A 22,670-nucleotide genomic window follows, 5' to 3' on the forward strand; every position below is an offset into this window, starting at 1 on the left:
CCGCGCTCCAGGAGGCGGTCGGCGAGCAGCCTGGCCACGTCCGGATCACGGCCGGTGAGGGCGAAGTGGCCGCCCACCAGCAGTTCGGTGTCGAAGCCGTGGGTGGTGTGCCGCGCCCAGCCGCCGGTCTGCTCCAGGGTGTTCTTGGGGTCGGCGTCGGCGAGCAGCACGGTGACGGGCGCCGCCACCAGCGCGTCGGGCGGGCAGCGGTAGCGGCGCAGCGCCCGGTGGTCGGCGCGCAGCAGCCGGAGGATCTCCGCGACCACGTCCTCCTCCCGCAGCAGCGCTTCCGGCACGCCGCCCAACCGCCGCAGCTCGGCGACGACGTCGGCGTCGTCCAGCGCGTCGAGGTCGCGTTCGCCCCAGTCCTCGCTCGGCGGCCGGGCGGCCGAGACGAACAGCCGGGCGACCGCTCCCCGCTGTTCCAGCAGCCGGGTGGTCTCGAACGCGACGAGGGCTCCCATGCTGTGCCCGAGCAGGGACAGCGGCCGGTCGGTGTACGGCGCGAGCAGGCGCGCCGCCTCGCCGGCGAGGTCCGCGATGTCCGCGGCGCACGGCTCGGACCGGCGCTCGCGGCGGCCGGGGTACTGGAAGGTCAGGACCTCGACGTCCTCCGGCAGCGCGGCGGCCAGCGCGGTGAAGGCGTCGGCGGAGGCACCCGCGTGCGGGAAGCAGGCCAGCCTCGCCGCGGGGTGCCTGCGTGGCCGCGGCGCGCGGACCGGGGTGTTGTCGGTCAGGGTCATGACGTCCCCTCCTCGGGTGCGGGCTCACCCAGGCGTTCCGCCAGGTGCGCCGGGGTCGGCCAGTCGTAGATGAACGTGGCGGGCAGCCGCGTCCCGGTCGCGGCGGCGATCCGGTTGCGCAACTCCACCGCCGCGAGCGAGTCGAGGCCCATCCGGTCGAACAGCTCGCGCGGGTCCACCGCCTGACCGGAGGCGTGGCCCAAGACGACCGCCGTCTCGTGCCGCACGGTGTCCAGCAGCGACGGTCCCTCGACCGGGGCGGGCGCGACCGGGGCGGTGCTCCGGGAGAGGTCGCGCAGCATCGGCGCGGTGCTGTCCCGCAGGCCGTCGAGCGCCCACTCGGCGGCGACGGCCGTCGGCGCGGCGCGGCGGATCGCGGCGTCGAACAGGGCGAGGCCGCGCTGGTCGGAGAGCCCGGCCACGCCGGTGCGCGCCAGGCGGGCGAGGTCGGCGGCGGCCAGGTCGGCACCCATGCCGTCGGCGCCCTCCCACAGGCCCCAGACCACGGAGGTCCCCGCCCGCCCCGCCGAGCGCCGCGACTCGACCAGTGCGTCGAGGAAGGCGTTGCCCGCGGCGTACCCCGCCTGCCCTGCGGTGCCCAGGGTCCCGGCCAGCGAGGAGAAGACGACGAACGCGCCGAGGTCGCGGGTGGCGGCGTGGAGGTTGAGCGCCGCGTCCACCTTGGGGCGCAGCGCGTGCTCCAGCTTGTCGGGGGTGAGCGACGCGAGCACGCCGTCGTCGAGCACGCCCGCCGCGTGCACCACACCGCCGAGGCGGACGCCGTCGCGGTCGAGGTCGGCCAGTGCCGCGTCCAGTGCGGCGCGGTCCGCGGCGTCGCAGGCGATGGCGCGGACGTCGGCTCCGAGACCGCGCAGGTCCTCGACGGCACGGGCCGCCTCGCCTCCCGGCGCCGGGAGGCTCCGGCCCATCAGCAGCACCTGCCGCACCCCGTGCTCGACGACCAGGTGCCGGGCGACGAGTCGGCCGAGGTGCCCGTGGCCGCCGGTGACCAGCACGGCCCGGTCGGCGTCCCACAGCTCGTCCGCCGGAAGGGTGAGCACCACCTTGCCGACGTGCTTGGCCTCGCCGAGGTGCCGGAACGCCGACGACGCCCGTCGGACGTCCCAGGTGGACACCGGGGGCGGTGCGAGGACTCCCCGGTCGAACAGGTCGAGCAGCGCGGTGAGCATCTCCCGCATCCGGTCCAGGCCGGGATCGCGGACGTCGTAGGCGCGGTAGGACACGCCGGGGTGGGCCGCGGCCACCTCATCGGGGTCGCGGTGCTCGGTCTTGCCCATCTCCAGGAAGTGGCCGCCGCGCGGCAGCAGCCGCAGGGAGGAGTCGATGAACTCCCCCGCCAGGCAGTTGAGCACCACGTCGACGCCCCGGCCCCCGGTGCTCGCGAGGAAGCGCTGCTCGAAGTCGAGCGCGCGGGACGACGCGATGTGGTCGTCGGGCAGTCCGGCGGCGCGCAGGGCGTCCCACTTCGCCGGGCTCGCGGTGGCGAAGACCTCGGCGCCCAGGTGGCGGGCGAGCCGCACGGCCGCCGTGCCGACCCCGCCGGACCCCGCGTGCACGAGGACGGAGTCGCCCGCGCCGAGGCCCGCCAGGTGCACCAGGCCGTGGTAGGCGGTCAGGTAGGCCACGGGCACCGCCGCGGCCTGCTCGAAGGTCCAGCCGCGCGGGACGCGGACCAGTAGCCGGTGGTCGGTGAGCGAGACCGGCCCGATGCCCGCGAACAGGCCCATCACCCGGTCGCCGGGCCGCAGGTCGGTGACGCCGGGTCCCGTTTCGAGGACGACGCCCGCGCCCTCACCGCCCTGGCCGGTGCTGGTGGCGTCCGGGTCGACCGACGGCGGGATCACCCCGAGGGTGAGCAGGACGTCGCGGAAGTTCAGCCCGGCGGCCCGCAGCCGCACCCGGACCTGGCCGGGCGCGAGGGGTTCGGCCGCTTCCGGCCACGGGGCGAGCGCCAGGTCCTCGAAGGTCTGCCTGCCGACGAAGTCGAGGCGCCAGTGCGGCTCCCCGGCGGGCGGCGTCAGCACCGCGGCGGGCTCCACGGCGGTGAGCGTCGGCCGGTAGGCGGCTCCCGCGCGCAGAGCGAGCTGGGGCTCCCCCGTCGCGAGCGCCGCGACGAGGACCCGGTCGGACGCCGGGTCTCCGTCGGAGTCCACGAGGACGAACCGGTCGGGGTGTTCGGCCTGGAGCGAGCGCACGAAACCCCAGGCGGCGCGGTGCGCGAGCCCGGTGGGGTCCTGGTCGCCGTCCACGGCGACGGCGTTCCTGGTGCGCACCACCAACCGCGTGCCCGCCAACCGCTCGTCCGAGGTGAGGGCGGTCGCGACGGACAGGACCCGGTGCAGCACCTCGCGCACCGCGACGGCCGGGTCCGCGTCCGTGGCGGAGCAGGTCAGCAGGAGCCGGTCCGGAGCCACCGGGTCGACGAGAGCCGCCAGGTCGTGGACGTCCGAAACCTCCCGGAGGTCGCCGCCCGCGTCGGGCAGGTCGGTCAGCGGGGTCCACGACGGGAAGAGCAGGCCGTCGGCGTCCGCCCCTTCGGCGGACCTCGGCAGCAGCGTGAGGGAACGGATCGAGACCACCGGGTTCCCGTCGGCGTCGGCCGCGTCGACCGACACCGCGCGCGGACCCGCCGGGGCGAGGCGGACGCGCAGCCGCGATCCGGCGGGGGCCAGGGTGCGCACCCCCGCCCAGGCGTAGGGCAGCAGGGGGCCGTCGCCCAGGCCGTCGAGGGCGATGGCGTGCAGGGCGGCGTCGAACAGGGCCGGGTGCACGAGGTAGTCGGCCGGGTGGAGCCCGGCGTCGGACAGCGCCACCTCGGCGAACACCTCGTCGCCGCGCCGCCACAGGGCTCGGACGTCCCGGAACGCGGGCCCGTAGTCGAGGCCGCTCGCCGACAGGTCGGCGTAGAGCCGGTCCGGCGTCACGTCCACCGGTTCCGCGGCCACCGGCGGCCACACGCGCAGGTCGGCGGGCGGCTCGGCGGGCCCGTGCGCGAGCGTGCCGCTGGCGTGCCGGGTCCACTCGCCCGGCTCGTCGTCCTCACGCCGGGCGTGCACGGTGACGGAGCGGAGCCCGGCGTCGTCGGGGCCGGTGACGGAGACCCGCACCTGGAACTCCGCGTCCTCCGGCACCGCGAACGGCGCCTCCAGCACGAGTTCCTCGACGACGTCGCAGCCGGCCTTGCGCGCCGCCCAGTCGGCCATGGACACCAGCGCCGTCCCCGGCACCAGCACCGTTCCGCCGACGCGGTGGTCGGCCAGCCACGGGTGGTCGGCGAGCGACAGCCTGCCGCTCAGCAGGAGGCCGTCCGAGCCCGGCAGTTCGGCCAGCGCGCCCAGCAGCGGGTGACCGGACGGGGTGAGGCCCGCCGCGCGCAGGTCCGCGGTCGGATGGCCCGGCGGGGTGGTCGCGGGCAGCCAGTAGCGCTCGCGCTGGAAGGCGTAGGTCGGCAGCGAGACGCGGGCGGGCCGGTCGGCGAAGACCTCCGCCCAGTCGACCGCCTGCCCGCTGACGTGCAGGTGCGAGACGGCGGTCAGCAGCGCCTCGACCTCCGGCCGGTTCGGCCGCAGGGACGGCACGGGCGCGCTCGTCACGGGCTCCGGGACGTCGGCCAAGCAGTCGGCGGCCAGCGCGGCCAGGTCACCGCCGGGCCCCAGTTCCTGGAAGCGCGTGCAGCCCAGGTCCACCAGGCTGTGCACGCCGTCCTGGAACCGGGTGGTGCCGCGCGCGTGGCGCACCCAGTAGTCCGGGTCGGCGAGCTGGCCGGGTTCGACGGGCTTCCCGGTCAGGTCGGACACGAGGGTGATCCGCGGTTCGCCGGGCGTCAGGCCCGCGGCCACGTCGTGCAGCTCCGCGAGCACCGGGTCCACCAGCGGGGAGTGGAAGGCGTGGCTGACCCGCAGCCAGGTCGCCGTGCCACCCGCCGCCCGGAACGCCTCGACCACGGCCGTGAGCGCCTCGCGGTCACCCGAGAGCACGGTCGACTCGGGCGCGTTGACGGCGGCCACGGCCAGCTCGTGCTCGTGACCCGCGATGAGGGCGGCGGCCCGCACGTCGGTCGCGCGCAGCGCCACCATCGCGCCGCCCTCCGGCAGCCGGGCCATGACCCGGCCCCTGGTCGCGACGAGCGCGGCGGCGTCGGCGAGCGTGAGCACCCCGGCCACGTGGGCCGCCGCCAGTGCGCCGACCGAGTGCCCGAGCACCGCGTCCGGCCGCACCCCCCACGACTCCAGCAGCCCGAACAGGGCGACCTCGCAGGCGAACAGCGCGGGCTGGGTCCAGTCGGTCCGCCCGAGCAGGTCGGCTCCGCCGGTCGCGAAGACCACGTCCCGCAGCGGGCGGTCGAGGTGCGGGCGCAGGGCGTCGCAGACGGCGTCGAACGCCTCGGCGTACGCCGGGAACGCCCGGTACAGCTCCTGCCCCATGCCGGGGCGCTGGGAGCCCTGCCCGGCGAACAGGAACGCCGTCCTGCCCTCGCCCGCGGTGTCCCGCACCAGGCGCGGCGCCGTGCCGTCGGCGGCGACCGCGTGCAGCCCCGCCTCCAGGTCCGCCCGGTCGGCGGCGAGCAGCACCGCGCGGTGCTTGAGGGCCCCGCGGGTGGTGGCGAGCGAGAAGCCGAGCGCGGTCAGGTCGGCGGTCGGGACGGTGGCGAGGTGGCTCAGCAGGCTATCCGCCTGTGCCCGCAGCGCGGGGGCGCTGCTCGCCGAGAGCAGGACCGGCACGGTGGTCAACGGGGTCGAACGCCGTGCCGCCGCGACCTCCGCGACCGGTCCGGCCTCCAGGACGACGTGGGCGTTGGTGCCGCTGATGCCGAACGAGGACACCGCCGCCCGCCTCGGGTGCTCGTTCTCCGGCCACGGCACCCGCTCGGTCAGCAGCGCCACCCGGCGGTCGGACCAGTCCACGTACGGCGTGGGCCGCTCGACGTGCAGGGTCGCGGGCAGGACGCCGCGGCGCAGCGCCTCGACCATCTTGATGACCCCACCGACGCCCGCCGCCGCCTGGGCGTGCCCGATGTTGGACTTCAGCGAGCCGAGCCGCAGCGGGCGGTCCGGGGTGTGCGCCCGGCCGTAGGTGGCGAGCAGGGCCTGCGCCTCGATGGGGTCGCCGAGCCTGGTGCCCGTCCCGTGCGCCTCGACGACGTCGACCTGCGCGGCCGACACCCCGGCGTCGGCGAGCGCCTGTTCGATGAGCTGCTCCTGCGCGGCGGCGTTCGGCGCGGTCAGGCCGTTGCTGGCGCCGTCCTGGTTGACCGCGGAGCCGCGGACGACCGCCAGCACCTCGTGGCCGTTGCGCAGCGCGTCCGACAGCCGTTCCAGGAGCAGCAGGCCCGCGCCCTCCGCCCAGCCGGTGCCGTCGGCGGACTCGGAGAACGCCTTGCAGCGACCGTCGGCGGACAGGCCGCGCTGCCTGCTGAACTCGATGAACGAGGTGGGCGTCGCCATGACCGTCACGCCGCCCGCGAGGGCGAGGGCGCACTCCCCGCGCCGCAGCGACTGGGCGGCGAGGTGCAGCGCCACCAGCGACGACGAGCACGCGGTGTCGACCGTGACGGCGGGCCCGGTGAGGTCGAAGGTGTAGGCCAGCCGCCCGGAGGCGACGCTGCCCGCGCTGCCCGTGCTCAGGTACCCCTCGTACTCCTTGGGCGCGGGGACGAGCCGCGACGCGTAGTCGTCGTACATCGCGCCGACGAACACCCCGGTCCGGCTGCCGCGCACCGACGTCGGGTCGAGGCCCGCGCGTTCGAAGACCTCCCAGGCGATCTCCAGTAGCAGCCGCTGCTGCGGGTCGATCGCGTGCGCCTCGCGCGGCGAGATGCCGAACAGGTCGGCGTCGAAGCTCGCGGCGTCGTGCAGGAACCCGCCTTCACGGGCGTACGACGTCCCCGGCGTGTCCGGGTCCGGGTCGTAGAGCGCCGCCAGGTCCCAGCCGCGGTTGTCCGGGAACGGGCCGACCGCGTCCACGCCGTCGGCGACGAGCCGCCAGAGGTCCTCCGGCGACGTGACCCCGCCGGGGTAGCGGCAGGCCGTGCCGATGATCGCGATCGGCTCGTGGTCCCTCTCCTCGGCCTCGCGGAGCCGTTTGCGGTAGTCCTGCGCGTCGGCGACGGCCTTCTTCAGGTAGGTCCGCAGTTCCTCTTCGTTTGCCACGTGAATCTCAGCTCTCCGCCGTGGTGCCGCTCGTCCGGGTCTGGTGGGGTGGGGCTGCTCAGGTGAAGTCGTTGATCAAGGCGAACAGCTCCTCGTCGCTAGCGGAGTCCAGCCGGGCGGGGTCGTCGCGGCGGCCCGCCGCCTCCTCGGCGGCGTCGAGCAGGGCGCGGAGTTCCGCGGTGATCCGCTCGAAGGCGACGGGGTCCTCGGCGGCCCGCCGCACGGCGTCGGTGAGCTTGCCGAGCCGCGCCGTGACCGGTTCGTCGACCGGGGCGCGTTCGGCGGCCACCAGGTCGCGCAGGTGGCGCACGAGGGCGGCGGGCGTGGGGTGGTCGAAGACCAGGCTCGCGGACAACCGCAGCCCGGTGCTCCTGGTCAGCAGGTTGCGCAGTTCCACGGAGGTCAGCGAGTCCAGGCCCAGCTCGCGGAACGGGCGGTCCGTGCCGACCGCGGCCGGGTCGCCGTGGCCGAGGACGGCGGCCACGTGACCGCGCACGAGGTCGGCCAGCACCCGATCGGCCTCGTTCTCGGGCAGGGAGGCCAACCTCGCGGCGCTGTGGGCGGGCGTCCTCGTGACGGGCCGTCGCACGAGTCCGGACAGCAGGGGCGGCACGGGGTCGCGCAGGGCGTCGACGTCCAGGCGGGTCACGGCCAGCACCGCGTCGGCCGCGCGCGTCGCCGCGTCGAACAGGGCGAGGCCGTCGGCGGTGGCCAGCGGTCGCAGACCGGTGCGGGCCAGGCGCCGCAGGTCGGTCTCGGCGAGGTGCCCGCTCAGCGCGCTGGCCTCCTCCCACAGCCCCCACGCGAGCGACCGCGCGGGTTGGCCGAGCGACGCCCGGTGCTCGGCGAGGGCGTCCAGGAAGCTGTTGGCCGCCGCGTACCCCGCCTGCCCTGCCGTGCCGAGCAGCCCGGCGACGGAGGAGTAGAGGACGAAGGCGTCTAGGTCCCCGGTCAGCTCGTGCAGGTGCCAGGCGGCGTCGAGCTTCGCCGCCAGCACCTTGTCCAGGCCCTCCTCGGTCAGGTCGGCGAGGACCGCGTCGTCGACCACTCCGGCGACGTGCACGACCGCGGTCAGCGGGTGGTCCTCGGGGATGTCCGCCAGCACGGCCGCCAGCGCGTCCCGGTCGCTCGCGTCGCACGCGGCGACCGTGACGTGCGCGCCCAGGTCGGCGAGTTCGCCCGCCAGCTCGGACCCGGCACCGCGGCGGGACACCAGGAGCAGCCTGCGCGCCGCGTGCTCGGTCACCAGGTGGCGGGCGAGGTGCGAGCCGAGCGCCCCGGTCGCCCCGGTGATCAGGACGGTGCCCCGGTCCCACCGGACCGGTTCCCGCACGGCGGCGTCCGCCGCGACCAGCCGGGGCACCAGCACCCGGCCGTCGCGCACGGCGAGCTGCGGTTCGCCCAGCTCGGCCAGGCCCGACGGGACGGTGTCCGTGTCGAGGTCGGCCAGGACGATCCGGCCGGGGTGCTCGGTCTGGGCGGTGCGCAGGAGGCCCCACACGCCCGCGGCGGCCAGGTCCGCGACGCCTTCGCCGTTGGTGGCGACGGCGCCCCGGGTGGCGACGACGAGGGTCGACCGGTCGAACCGCTCGTCGGCCAGCCACGTCCGCACGGAACGCAGGGTCCGGCCCAGCACCTCGCGGGCCGCCGCAGGCAGGTCAGGTCCGGCCGACCGGACGGCCAGGACCACGGTCTCCGGGACGGGTTCCCCACCGAGGAACTCCGTCAGGTCTTCGGTGGTCGGGTGCTCCTCCTCCGCGAGGAGAGCGGTCGGCAGCGGGGTCCACGCGACTCGGTGCAGCCCGCCGGCACGGGCCGCGCCGCGCTCGAACGGCCGCAGCACCAGGGAGTCCACGGCGGCGACGGGCGCGCCCGTCGCGTCGGCGACCGTGATCGACGACGTCAGCTCCCCCGTCTCCCGGAGGTGGACGCGGAGCGTGGACGTGCCGGTGGCGGGCAGGGTCACGCCGCGCCAGGCGAAGGGCACCCGCGGCCCGTCCGCGTCCAGCAGCAGCGGGTGCAGCGCCGCGTCCAGCAGGGCCGGGTGCAGCGCGTAGCGGCGGGCCTCCGGCCGGAGCGCCTCGGGCAGGGCGATCTCGGCGAACAGCTCGCCGTCGCCGCGCCACGCCCGGCGCAGGCCGCGGAACGCCGGGCCGTACGCCAAACCGGTGTCGTAAAAGCCGTCCAGCGAGACCTCAGCGGCCATCGGCGGCCACGCGGTCAGGCCTTCGACGACCGCGGAGGCGGGGGTCAGCGTGCCCTCGGCGTGCGTCGTCCACGGGCCGTCGGCGGACCGCGCGCGCAGGGTGAAGTCGCGGTGGCCCGCCCCGTCCGGCTCGCCGACGGCGAGCTGGAGCCGCACGGCCGCCGTCGACAGGACCAGGGGCGCCGACAGCGTCAGCTCCCCGATCCGCGGCAGCCCGACGTGCTCGCCCGCGCTCACCACCATCTCCACGACCGCGCTCGCGGGCACGAGGAGGACGCCCGCCACTTCGTGGTCGGCGAGCCACGGGTGCGTGTGCGTGGACAGCCGCCCGGTGAACACGTGGGTGTCGCGGTCGGCGGCGCTCAGCACGGCGCCGAGCACGGGGTGGCCCGTGGCGGTCAGGCCGAGACCGTCGGCGTCGACGGCCCCCTCGGGCGCCGACAGCCAGTACCGCTCGTGCCGGAACGCGTAGGTGGGCAGGTCCACCCGACGCGCGCCGGGGAAGACCGCGCCCCAGTCCGGGGTGGCACCCCGCAGGCGCAGCAGGGCTAGGGTCCGCGCGATCGCCTCCGCCTCGGACCGGCCGCGCCGGAGCGTCGGGACGACCTCCGCGTCCGCGTCGGCGAGGCAGGTCCGCGCCAACGCGGTCAGGACGGCGTCCGGACCGAGTTCGACGAACGTCGTGACACCCTCGCGGTCGAGGCAGCGCACGCCGTCCGCGAAGCGCACGGCGTCGCGGACGTGCCGCACCCAGTACTCCGGGGACGTCACCTGCTCCTCGGTGCCGAGCGTCCCGGTCACGTTGGAGACGACGGGGAAGCGCGGAGCGCGGAACGCCAGGGTTCCCACCACGGCGCGGAAGTCGTCGAGCACCTCGTCCACGTGCGGCGAGTGGAACGCGTGGGACACGGACAGGCGGGACGTGCGGACGCCGTTCGCCCGCCACCCGGCCGCGACCTCGTCCGCCGCGTCGGCGTCACCGGAGATCACCACGGCCCGAGGTCCGTTGACGGCGGCGACGGCGACCCGGTCCCTGTGCGGCAGGAGGGAAGCGCGCACGGCGTCCTCCTCGGCCTCGATCGCGATCATCGCGCCGCCGCGCCGGGCCGCTCCCATCAGCCTGCCGCGCTCGGCGACCAGGAGGCACGCGTCGGGCAGGTCGAGCACGCCCGCGACGTGCGCAGCAGCGATCTCGCCGACGGAGTGGCCGAGCACGTGGTCGGGCGTGACGCCGTGGTGCTCGAACAGCCGGTACAGCGCCACTTCGACGGCGAACAGCGCGGCCTGGGTGAACACCGTGTCGTCAAGCAGCGCCGCCTCCGGCGTGCCCGCCTCGGCGAACAGCACCTCCTTGAGCGGGCGGGGCAGGCGCGGGTCCAGGTGGCGGCACACCTCGTCGAGCGCCGCCGCGAACGCGGGGTGCGTCGCGTGCAGGTCGCGGCCCATGCCCGGCCGCTGGCTGCCCTGCCCGGTGAACAGGAACGCGGTCTTCCCCGACGTCCGGCGGCCGAGCACGGTCCCCGGCGCCGGTTCGCCGTCGGCGATGGCGGCGAGGCCGCGCAGCAGCGACTCGCGGTCCGCGCCGACCGCCGCGGCGCCGTGGTCGAGCAGGGCGCGGCCTGTGGCCAGCGAGTACCCGACGTCGGCGGCGGACAGGTCGGGGTGGTCCTCGACGTGCCGGGCGAGGCGGGCGGCCTGTGCCCGTACCGCGGTCTCGGTCCCCCCGGTCAGCAGCCACGGAACGGTGCCGTGGTCGGGTTGTGCGGTGGTCTGCGGTTCGGCGTCGGGGGCCTGTTCGAGGATGACGTGGGCGTTGGTGCCGCTGATCCCGAACGACGAGACGCCCGCCCGCCGCGGCCGTCCCGGTTCCGGCCAGTCGTGCTGCTTCGACAGCAGCGCCAAGCCGCTGGACTCCCAGTCGACGTGCGGCGTCGGCAGGTCGGAGTGCAGCGAACGCGGCAGCACGCCCGCCCGCAGCGCGCCGATCATCTTGATCACGCCACCGACACCGGCGGCGGCCTGCGCGTGGCCGATGTTGGACTTCAGCGACCCGACGTACAGCCTGCGGTCGCCGACCCGGCCCGTCCCGTAGACCGCGGCCAGCGCCTCGGCCTCGATCGGGTCCCCCAGCACGGTTCCGGTGCCGTGGGCTTCCACCGCGTCCACATCGGACGGTCCCAGACCCGCGTCCGCCAACGCCGACCGGATCACCGCCTCCTGCGACGGACCGTGCGGCGCGGTCAGGCCGTTCGACGCGCCGTCCTGGTTCACCGCGGTCCCCCGTACCACCGCCAGCACCCGGTGGCCGAGGCGGCGCGCGTCGGACAGCCGTTCCACCAGCAGCAGGCCGACTCCCTCGGCCCACCCGGTGCCGTCCGCGCCCGCGCCGAACGACTTGCACCGGCCGTCCGCCGCCAGACCGCGCTGCCGGGAGAACTCGACGAAGGTCGTCGGGCCGCTCATGACCGTGACACCGCCCGCGAGCACGAGGTCGCACTCACCGGACCGCAGCGAGCGAACGGCCAGGTGCAGCGCCACCAACGACGACGAGCACGCCGTGTCGACCGTGACCGCTGGGCCCCGCAGGCCGAACGTGTAGGACAACCGTCCGGAAAGGACACTGGATAGGTTGCCCGCGAGCAGGAACCCCTCGAACTCCGCGGGTGTGCCCGCGAGCCGCGAGGCGTAGTCGTCGTACATGGCGCCCGTGTAGACGCCGGTGTTGCTGCCGCGCAGCGCTTCCGGGTCGATGCCCGCGCTCTCGAACGCCTCCCAGGCGGTCTCCAGCAGCAGGCGCTGCTGCGGGTCGGTGGCGGTCGCCTCGCGCGGGGACAGGCCGAACAGGTCGCGGTCGAACAGGTCCGCGTCGTGCAGGAACCCGCCGTCGCGCGTGTACGACGTGCCGATCCGCTCCGGGTCCGGGTCGTAGAGCCGGTCGAGGTCCCAGCCGCGGTTCGTCGGGAACCCGCCGACCGCGTCCACCCCGTCGACCACCAGGCGCCACAGGTCCTCCGGCGACGACACCCCGCCGGGGAAGCGGCACGCCATGCCCACGATCGCGACCGGCTCGTCCTCCCGGACCCGCGTGACGGGCTCGGGCTTCGGCTTCTCCGCTCCCAGCAGGGACAGCAGGTGCTCGGCGAGCCGCGCGGGCGTGGGGTGGTCGAAAGTCACGGTGGCCGTCAGCCGGAGGCCGGTGGCCGCCGCCAGCCGGGTGCGCAGGTCCATGCCCGCCAGCGAGTCGAACCCGAGGGCGTCGAACGTGCGCCGCGCCTCCACCGGGCTCCCGTGCCCCAGCACCGCCGCGGCCTCGGCGCGGACCAGGTCGAGGACCGCGGCCACCCGTGCGAGCTCGGGCAGCGCGCCGATCCGGCCCGCCCAGCCCGCCGTGGGCCGGGCGCGGACGGCCGGGCGCGGCGCCAGCGCCCGGTAGAGGTGCGGCACGTCGCCATGGGCGGGTTCCAGCGCGGCGGGCACCACGAGGGGTTCGCCCGCGGCGAGGGCCGCGTCGAACAGGGCGAGGCCCTGCGCGGCCGACAGCGGCCGGATGCCCGCGCGTTCCCACCGGGCCAGGTCGGCGGCCTCCAGGCCGGAGCCCATGCCCGCGTCCCACAGGCCCCACGCCAGCGAGGTGCCCGCCAGCCCGCGGGACGCGCGGTGGTGGGCGAGGGCGTCGAGGACGGTGTTGGCGGCGGCGTAGTTGGCCTGGCCCGCCGTGCCGGTGACGCCGGAGACGGAGGAGAAGAGGACGAACGCCGTCAGGTCCAGGTCCTCGGTCAGCTCGTGCAGCACGCGGGCGGCGTCGGCCTTGGGCCGCATGACCTCGGCCAGGCCCGCTTCGGTCAGGTTCTCCACGGTCGCGTCCGCCAGGACCCCGGCGGTGTGCACGACGGCCGTCAGCGGGTGCTCGGCGACGAGCGCGGCCATCGCCGCCCGGTCCGCCACGTCCGCGGCGGTGGTGGTGACCGTCGCCCCCGCCGCGGTGAGGTCGGCGGCGAGGTCGTCCGCGCCAGGCGCGTCCGGGCCGCGGCGGCTGACGAGCAGCAGGTGCCGCACGCCGTGCTCGGTGACGAGGTGTCGGGCGACGAGGGCACCCAGACCTCCGGTGCCGCCGGTGATCAGCACCGTGCCCCGGTCGAGCCGGGGCGCCTTCCCGAACCGGCGACTCCGGCCCAGGCGGGGAACGTGGAGCTTCCCGGCACGGATGGCGACCTGCGGCTCCCCCGTGGCCACCGCGGCGGCCACCAAGGCGGTCGACGCGGTGTCGACGTCGACCAGCAGGACCCGGCCGGGGTGCTCGGACTGGGCGGAGCGGACCAGGCCCCAGACCCCGGCGGTGTCCAGGTCCACCTCATCGGTGGGGAGCACGCCGACGGCGTCGCGGGTGACCAGGACCAGGCGCGCGTCCCCCGGATCGGCCACCCAGTCCTGGACCAGGCGCAGCACGCCGGGCAGCGTCTCGACGTGGACCACGACGTCCTCCGGGGAGGACTCGGCGACGGGGGTCGGGACGACCGGCCAGTCCACCGTGAGCACCGTGCTCGCCGCCTTCGGCGCCGGGCGCAGCACCAGCGAGGTGATCGACGCGACGAGGGTGCCGTCGGGTTCGGCGACCACCAGCGTGGTGGTGCCGTCCTCGTTCGGGGTGCTGCGGACCCGGAGTTCGGTGGCGCTGCTGGGGTTCAGGGTCACGTCGCGCCAGTGGAACGGCAACTGGAGCCGCCCGCCGTCGAGGACCAGGGCGTGCAGGGCGGCGTCCAGCAGGGCCGGGTGCACGCGGAACTTCCCGCTGTTCTCCCGCAGCGAGATCTCGGCGTAGGTGGACGTCCCTGACCGCCAGACCGCTTGCAGGCCTTGGAAAGCGGGTCCGTAGTGGTAGCCGAGTGCCGAGAGGCGCTCGTACTCGCCGTCGACCGGCACGGCCGTCGCGTCGGCGGGCCAGTCGAGATCGGCGGTCGGCTCGGCGGTGTGGGCGAGGACGCCGGTGGCGTGCCGGGTCCACACCCCCGCTTCCGGGCGGGCGTGGACCGTGAAGGCGCGGTGGCCCTCGGCGTCGGGGGCGGCCACGCGGACCTGGAGGTCGTTGTCCCCCAGCGGTTCGAGCGGTGCTTCCAGGGTCAGCTCGGCCACGCGAGGAACACCGAGCCGGTCGCCCGCGGCGACGGCCAGTTCGACGAAGGCCGTGGCGGGGACGAGGACACGCCCGCCGATCGTGTGGTCGGCCAGCCACGGGTGCGTGGCCGGGCTGACGCGTCCGGTGAACACGGTGTCCGCGCGGTCGGCGCCCTCCAGCTCGCCGACGAGGAAGGGGTGGTCGGCGGGCACGAGTCCCAGCGCCCGCGCGTCGGTGCGCGGCACGGCGTTCTGCCAGTGGTGCTCGCGCTGGAAGGCGTACGTCGGCAGCGGAGCCGGGACCGCCTGGGGGAAGAAGGAACCCGCCCGCAGCGGCGCGCCGTTCACGTACGCCTTGGTGATGCCCGCGCTGAAGGACTCGGCCTCGTCGTGGCCGGCGCGCAGCAGCGGCACGACCGTCGCGGCGCCCTCCAGGACGCTCGCGGCCAGTGGCGTCAGGACGGCGTCCGGGCCGACCTCGACGAACACCGTCGCACCCAGCTCGGCGAGTGCGCGCACCGCGTCGGCGAACAGGACCGCGTCGCGGATCTGCCGCGTCCAGTGGTCCGGTGAGGCCAGGTCTGCGGCGGTGGCGCGCTCACCGGTGACGGTCGAGACGACCGGGATCAGGGGAGGGTGGAAGTCGAGCCCCGCCGCGACCGCGCGGAACTCCTCCAGCACGCCGTCCATGTGCGGGGAGTGGAAGGCGTGGCTCACGGTGAGGCGGCGCACGCGGCGACCGGCCGCGCGCCACCGGGCGGCGACGCGTTCGGCCTCGTCCGCGTCGCCGGAGACGACAACCGAGCGGGGACCGTTGACGGCGGCGAGCGAGACCCGGTCCGTCAGCGAGTCCAGCACCTCGTCCGGCTCGGCCTCGATCGCGATCATCGCGCCGCCGCTCGGCGCGGCCCCCATGAGCCTGCCTCGGGCCGCGACGAGCCGTGCGGCGTCGGGGAGGGAGAGCACGCCCGCCGCGTGGACCGCGGTGATCTCGCCGATCGAGTGCCCGGCCAGCAGGCCGGGGACGGCGCCGTGGTGGTCGAGGAGCCGGAACAGGGCCGTCTCCAGGGCGAACAGGGCGGGCTGGGTGTACGACGTGAGGTGCAGCGGGCCGTCGTCGGCGAACATGACGTCGCGCAGGGGTTCGTCGAGCAGGCCGTCGAACGCGGCGCACACCTCGTCGAGGGCCGCGGCGAAAACCGGGTGCGCCGCGTGCAGGTCCCGGCCCATGCCCGCGCGCTGGGCGCCTTGGCCGGTGAACAGGAAGGCCGTGCGGCCCGCGTCGACCGCCGAGCCGCGGTGCAGGGTCGGTGCCTGGGCTCCGGTCGCGAGGGCGGTCAGACCGGAGCGGAGGTCGGCGCCCCCGAGGACCACGGCGCGGTGCTCGAAGGCCGAACGGGTCGTGGCGAGGGCGAGTCCGACGTCGGCGGGATCGGCCCCGGACGTGTCGAGGTGGGCCAGGAGCTTCGCGGCCTGGCCCCGCAGCGCGCCCTCGCTCCGGGCGCTCAGCACCCACGGGGCCGGAATTCCCAGGCTCGGTCCCGTTCGCGCCTCATCCGGTTCGACGTCGGGGGCCTGTTCGAGGATGAGGTGCGCGTTGGTGCCGCTGATCCCGAACGACGAGATCCCCGCCCGCCGCGGCCGCCCGGACTCCGGCCAGTCCCGCCGCTCCGACAGCAGGGTCAGGCCCGCGGTGTCCCAGTCGACGTGCGGCGTGGGCAGGTCGGAGTGCAGCGAGCGCGGGAGCACACCGGTCCGCAGCGCACCGACCATCTTGATCACCCCGCCGATGCCGGCCGCGGCCTGGGCGTGGCCGATGTTCGACTTCAGCGACCCGACGTACAGCCTGCGGTCACCGACCCGGCCCGTCCCGTAGACCGCGGCCAGCGCCTCGGCCTCGATCGGGTCCCCCAGCACGGTGCCGGTGCCGTGGGCTTCCACCGCGTCCACATCGGACGGTCCCAGACCCGCGTCCGCCAACGCCGACCGGATCACCGCCTCCTGCGACGGACCGTGCGGCGCGGTGAGACCGTTCGACGCGCCGTCCTGGTTCACCGCGCTGCCCCGCACCACCGCCAGCACGGGGTGCCCGAGCCGTCGGGCGTCCGACAGCCGTTCGACCAGGACCAGCCCCACGCCCTCGGCCCACCCGGTGCCGTCCGCGCCCGCGCCGAACGACTTGCACCGGCCGTCCGCCGCCAAGCCGCGCTGCCGGGAGAACTCGACGAACATGCCCGGTGTGGACATCACCGTCGCGCCACCGGCGAGCGCGAGGTCGCACTCACCGGACCGCAGCGACCGGACGGCCAGGTGCAGCGCCACCAACGACGACGAGCAGGCCGTGTCGACCGTCAGCGCGGGCCCGGTCAGCCCGAGTTGGTAGGCGATGCGGCCGGACGCGACGCTCGTGGTGGTGCCGGTCAGCACGTGCCCGTGCGTTGATTCGGGCGCCTCACTCATCCTCGGCCCGTACTCCAGAGCGGTGGCGCCGACGAACACGCCGGTGTTACCGCCCTTCACCGACCTCGGGTCGACGCCCGCCCGTTCGACGGCCTCCCACGCGGTCTCCAGGAGCAGCCGCTGCTGCGGGTCCATCGCCTCGGCCTCGCGCGGCGAGATGCCGAAGAACGCCGCGTCGAACTCGCCCGCGTCGTGCAGGAAACCGCCGTGCCGCACGGTGCTGCGGCCGGGCAGTCCGGGTTCGGCGTCGTAGAGGTCCGCGTCCCAGCCGCGGTTCGTCGGGAACTCCCCCACCGCGTCGACGCCGTCGGCCACCAGCCGCCACAGGTCCTCCGGCGACGACACCCCGCCGGGGAAGCGGCACGCCATCCCGACGATCGCCACCGGCTCGTCGTCCCGGAGCCGTTGCCGCGCAGGGGTTTCGGCGGGAGCGGTGTCCCGCGAGGCGGCCTCGACGAAGGCGGCCAGCGCGGCGGGCGTCGGGTGGGAGAACAGGAGTCCGCTGGGCAGCACCAGACCGGTGGCGTCCGCGAGGGCCGTCCGCAGCTCGGTGGCCATCAGCGAGGTGAAACCCAGGTCGGTGAACGCGGTGTGCGCGGGCACCCGTTCGCCGGGTCCGCTGCCCAGCACGGCCGCGATGTGCCTGCCCACCAGCACTTCGACGTCGGGCGCGGGGTCGAGCGCGACCGGGAGGGCCTGGACGGCGGGCGCGGCGAGCGGCGGCACGACGGCGCCGACCTCGAACCAGTGGTGCCTGCGCTGGAAGGCGTAGGTGGGCAGCTCGACGAAGTCCGGGGCGGCCGGGAACACCGCGGCCCAGTCGACCGCGTGACCCCGGACGTGGGCCCGTGCCACCGCGGCGAGGACCGTGTCGACGTCCGGGCGATCCGCGCGCAGCACCGGGACGGAACCCGCCGCGTGCGCCGAGAGCACCCCGTCCGGCCCCAGTTCCAGCAGGGTCGTGACGCCCTCGGACGCGAGCGTGCCGACCGCGTCCAGGAAGCGCACCGGCCGCCGGACCTGCTCGACCCAGTAGTCGGGTGACGTGAGTCGGTCGGCGACCGCGCCGGTAACCGTGGAGACCACCGGGATGGTCGGGGGCAGGAACGTGAGCGCGGCGATGGCGGTCCGGAACTCGTCGAGCACCGGGTCCACGTGCGGCGAGTGGAAGGCGTGGCTCACGTCGAGCCGCTTCGTCCGACGCCCGCGCTCGGCTAGCGCGGCGGCGACGCGGTGAGCGGCCTCCACGTCCCCGGACACCACGACGGAGTCGGGGCCGTTGACGGCGGCGACGGCCAGCCGTCCCCCTTCGTCGCGCAGCAGGTCGCGCACCTCGTCCTCGGTGGCCCGCACCGCCACCATGGCCCCGCCCTCGGGCAGGGACCCCATCAGCCGGGAGCGGACCGCGACGAGCCGGGCCGCGTCGGGCAGCGGGAGGACCCCGGCGACGTGGGCGGCGCTGATCTCGCCGATCGAGTGCCCGGCGAGGAAGTCGGGGCGCAGGCCCCACGATTCGAGCAGCCGGAACAGCGCCACCTCCACCGCGAACAGCGCGGGCTGCGTGTAGCCGGTGCGGTCGAGGTCCTCGCCGCCCTCGGCGACCACGTCCGCGAGCGGCCGGTCCAGGAACGGGTCCAGCTCGGCGGCGACCTCGTCGAAAGCCCCGGCGTAGCGGGGGAAGGCGTCGTACAGCCCGCGCCCCATGCCCGCGCGCTGCGACCCCTGCCCGGTGAACAGGAAGCCGAGCTTCCCCGGCGCCACCGCTCCCGTCACGACCGCGGCCGACGGCGTGCCCGCGGCCAGCGCGTCGAGTCCGCTCAGCAGACCGTGGCGGTTCGAGGCGGTGACGACCGCGCGGTGATCCAACAGCGCGCGCCGGGTGGCCAGCGCGTGGCCGATCGAGGCGACCGAGTGCTCCGGGGTGACGAACTCCCGCAACCGCGCCGCCTGGGCCCGCAACGCCGCCTCGGTGTGCCCGGACACCGACCACGACAGCACCTGACGGTCACGGTCGGCGGTCTGCGGAACGGCGACCGCGGGCACCGCGGCCTGCGAACCAGCGGCCAACGGCACCGCGTCCATCCGCGCCGCGAGCGGCGGAACAGCGGCCTGCGAAACGGCATCCACCCCCACCCCGGCCTCCGAAACGGCGGCCTGCGAAACGGCTGCCTCCGAAACCGCGGCCTGCGGGACGGTGTCCAGCACGGCGAGCGGTTCGGTGAGGAGGGCGTCCGTCCAGGTCGTGGGCGGCTGGGCGAAGATCGGCTCGGCGGCGGTCGGCGGGCCGGTCCTCGGTGCGGGTGGTTCGGCCACCACGACGTGGCAGTTGGTGCCGCCCATCCCGAAGGAGCTGACACCGGCCACCAGCGGGCGGTCCTCGCGCGGCCAGGGGGTCAGCCGTCGCTGGACCTCCAGGCCCAGCCAGACCAGCGAGAGGCGCGGGGCGGGGGCTTCGAAGTTGAGGCTGGCGGGCAGTTTGCGGTGGCGGATGCTCAGCAGCACCTTGATCAGCCCGGCGATGCCGGCGGCGCTCTCCAGGTGCCCGATGTTGGTCTTGACCGAGCCGATCCGCAGCCGCGCGTCGGCGGCCCGACCGCAGCCCAGCGCACCGCCCAGCGCGGCGGCCTCGATCGGGTCGCCGATCGGGGTGCCGGTGCCGTGCAGCTCGACGTACTGCACGTCGTCGACGGCGACGCCGGACTTCCCGTACGCCTCCCGCAGCATCGCCTCCTGGGCGGGCGCGCTCGGCACGGTGAGGCCGTCGGTGGCGCCGTCGTTGTTGATCGCGCTGCCCAGGATCACGCCGTGGATCCGGTCGCCGTCGGCCCGCGCCAGGCCCAGCGGCTTGAGGACGACGACCCCGCCGCCCTCCCCCGGCACGAAACCGTTGGCACGGCCGTCGAACGCGTAGGTCGTGCTGTCCGGCGACAGCGCGCCGAAGCGCTGCTCGGCCAGCACGTTGCCGGGCAGCAGGTTCAGGTTGACACCCGCGGCGATGGCGAGGGTCGATTCGCCGCTGCGCAAGCTGGAGCAGGCGAGGTGCACCGCGGCCAGCGAGGACGACTGGGCGGTGTCGACCGTCAGGCTCGGCCCGTTGAGGCCGAGGTGGTAGGAGACCCGGTTGGCGATGATCGCGCGGTTGACGCCGGTCATCGTGTGCTGCGTGATCGCCCGCTCGCCCTGCTGGTGCACCAGTGCCGCGTAGTCGTCGCGCAGCGCGCCGACGAAGACCGACGTGCGGCTGGCCCGCAGCGAGGCCGGGACGACGCCCGCGTCCTCGATCGCCTCCCACACGAGTTCGAGCACGAGCCGCTGCTGGGGGTCCATGGCCGCGGCCTCGCGCGGCGAGACGTGGAAGAACGCCGCGTCGAAGTCGCCGACGGAGTCGAGGAAACCGCCGCACCGGGGTCCGGGGACGCCTTCCCACCGCCCGTCCGGGGCGTCGACGACGGCGTTCCTCCCCTCCTCCAACAGCTTCCAGTAGGCGGCGGGGCCGTCGGCGTGGGGGAAGCGGCACGCGTAGCCGATGACGGCGACGGCCTCCAGCTCGGGCTCCGGGACGCGGTGGGTCTTCTCGGCGGACACGTGACTCCTCACTCGACTTCCGTAGGTGCGGGACGGTGTTCGGCGTCCGCTACCACTCCACCCGCAGGCGGGCGAGGCCCCGGATCGACAGGCCTTCCTTCCACACCACCGACTCCGGGCCCTCGGCGACGCGCAGGTCGGGGAAGCGCCGCAGCAGGCGTTCCAGGACGATCCGGAGCTGGAGCCTGGCGAGCGGCGCGCCGACGCAGCGGTGCACGCCGTGCCCGAACGTCAGGTGGGGGACGTCCTGCCCGCGCGGGCACAGGCCTTCCGGCGTCGTCCAGGTGTCGGTGTCCCGGTTGCCGTGCAGCAGCGAGACGACGACGGCCTCACCGGCCTGCACGGTGACCGCGCCGAGCCGCACCGGTTCCACCGCGACGCGGGGGAAGCTCAGCGGGGTGGACGGCGTCAGCCGCAGCAGCTCGTCGACCACCGGGTCCAGCGTCTCGGGACGGGCGCGGAGGTCCGCGTGAGCGGCCGGGTCCGACAGCAGGGCGAGTACCGACAGACCGATCTGCCCGACGGTGGTCTCGTACCCGGCCATCAGCAGGGACAGCCCCAGCGTCAGCAGTTCGCCCTGCGACAGGGTGCCCTGGTCGTGCGCCGCGATGAGCCCGGTGAGCAGGTCCTCGTCGGTGCCCCGCCGCTTCCGCTCGATCAGCTCCGCCATGTAGTCGACGAGTTCGAGGCGGCGCCGGGACTTCTCCCTCGGTGTGCTGGCGGAGATGTCGAACAGCACCTCGACCCGGTCGCGGAAGAGGTCGCCGTCCTCGGGCGGGACGCCGAGCAGCGAGCACAGCACGGACAGCGGCAGCGGTGTCGCCAGCTCCGCGACGAGGTCGGCGCCGGGCCCGGCCGCGGCGAGCGCGTCCAGGCGCTCGTCGGCGAGGCGTTCGACGGCCGGTGTCAGCGCGGCCACCCGGCGGGTGCTGAACGCCCCGCTCACCACGCGGCGCAGCCGGGCGTGGTCCGCGCCGTCCATGCTCATCACGGCGTCCGGCGCGGGCTGGGAGTCGTTGAACCGCGGCGCGCCCGGTTTGGTCGCCGCCGCCCGGCTGAAGCGCTGGTCGGAGAGCACCAGGCGACCGAGGGCGTAGTCGCGGACCAGCCACATCTTGTCGCCCATCGGCGTGACGATCGGGACGACACCGTCCCCCGGCGTCATGAACGCCGGGAGCGGCCCGAGGTGGTCGGCGCCGTGCCGCGCGCCCATCACGTGCTCTTCCGCGGGCCCGCGGTGACGCGGCGTTCCGCCTCGCGCAGCGTCTCGACCGTCCGGTTGAAGGCGATGCGCACGTGGTCGCGGCCTTCGGCCGGGTCGCCGAAGAACGGCGCGCCGGGGGCGACCAGCACACCGGAGCGCTCCAGCAGGGCGAGCGCGAACGCCCGGCAGTCCTCCCGGCCGCCGGTCAGCGGGCTGATGTCGGCGAACAGGAAGATGCCGCCCTCCACGGGCGCGAACTTCATCCCCATGCCGGAGAACACCTCCTGCGCCAGGTCGCGACGGCGGCTCGTCTCGCGGCACACCTCGTCCAGGTCGACCGACCGCGCGGCGCTCGCGGCCGCCGCCTGGAGGGGCGCGGCCGTGCCGTTGGTGGTCAGCTCGTGCACGCGCCGGAACGTCTCCGTGCGCACGGGGTCGCTGCGCAGGAAGCCCAGCCGCCAGCCGCTCACCGCGTGACTCTTGGACAGCGAGCCGATGACGACGTTCCGCCCGGTGAACGCCGGGATCTCGGTGGCCGAGACGTGCGCCCTGCCGTCGAAGACGAAGGAGCGGTACACCTCGTCGCAGATCACCGTGGCGTCCCAGCGCTCGCAGAGCGCGGCGATCTCCTCCATCTCCTCGCGGCTCAGCACCCGGCCGGTGGGGTTGGCCGGGGTGTTCAGCAGGACCGCCCTGGTCCGGGCGTTGAAGGCCGCCGCCAGTTCCGCCGGGTCGTACCGCCACTCCGGACCGTGCAGCCGGACGAACCGGAGGCGGGCGCCGACCAGCGCGGCCGACGCGGCGAGCTGCTCGTAGCCCGGCGAGAACAGGACGACCTCGTCGCCGGGGTCCAAAGTGGACAGCAGGGCGATGTAGAGCGCCTCGGTCGCGCCCGCGGTGACGGTGATCTCCCGCTCCGGGTCGGCGCCGTCGCCGAGCATGTCGGCGATCAGCCGCCGCAGCTCGGCGTCGCCCGCCGGGTGCTCGTACTGGTTCCGCCCGGCCCGCATGGCCGCCGTCGCCTCGTCGACGAGGCTCGCCGAGGTCGACGGGTAGCCGGGGGTCCCGACGGCCAGGTCGATGGCTCCGCTCGCGCGGGCCATAACGAACAGCTCGGTCAGGCTGTTGCCCGCGAGCCCCGCCGTCCGCGTGGACGTCGGCGCTCTCCGGGACTCCGCGTGCACCATGTC

3 protein-coding genes and 2 pseudogenes are annotated in these 22,670 nt (G+C 75.6%); all 5 read right to left on the minus strand.

The genetic code is table 11. The annotated features are described in order from the left end of the window. Positions 1-35: 35 nt before the first annotated feature. Positions 36-743 (minus strand): annotated as a pseudogene (locus NZH93_RS01740) (thioesterase II family protein); the annotation flags it as partial. Then, a pseudogene (locus NZH93_RS49500) lies at positions 740-6,814 on the minus strand (type I polyketide synthase); the annotation flags it as partial. The pseudogenes NZH93_RS49500 and NZH93_RS01740, both read right to left, overlap by 4 nt. Positions 6,815-6,971: 157 nt before the next feature. Next, positions 6,972-20,276 carry a type I polyketide synthase gene (locus tag NZH93_RS01760; RefSeq protein ID WP_259621074.1) on the minus strand — a complete coding sequence of 4,435 codons (13,305 nt, stop codon included), beginning with the start codon at positions 20,274-20,276 and terminating at the stop codon, positions 6,972-6,974. Positions 20,277-20,325: 49 nt separating this feature from the next. Next, positions 20,326-21,489: a cytochrome P450 gene (locus NZH93_RS01765; RefSeq protein ID WP_259621075.1), complete on the minus strand. Its 1,164-nt coding sequence runs from the start codon at positions 21,487-21,489 to the stop codon at positions 20,326-20,328. Then, positions 21,489-22,667: a pyridoxal phosphate-dependent aminotransferase gene (locus NZH93_RS01770; protein WP_259621076.1), complete on the minus strand. Its 1,179-nt coding sequence runs from the start codon at positions 22,665-22,667 to the stop codon at positions 21,489-21,491. Before NZH93_RS01770 ends, NZH93_RS01765 begins: the two co-directional genes overlap by 1 nt. Positions 22,668-22,670 lie beyond the last annotated feature (3 nt).

This window comes from Umezawaea endophytica, from assembly GCF_025061645.1.
GTDB lineage: Bacteria > Actinomycetota > Actinomycetes > Mycobacteriales > Pseudonocardiaceae > Umezawaea > Umezawaea endophytica.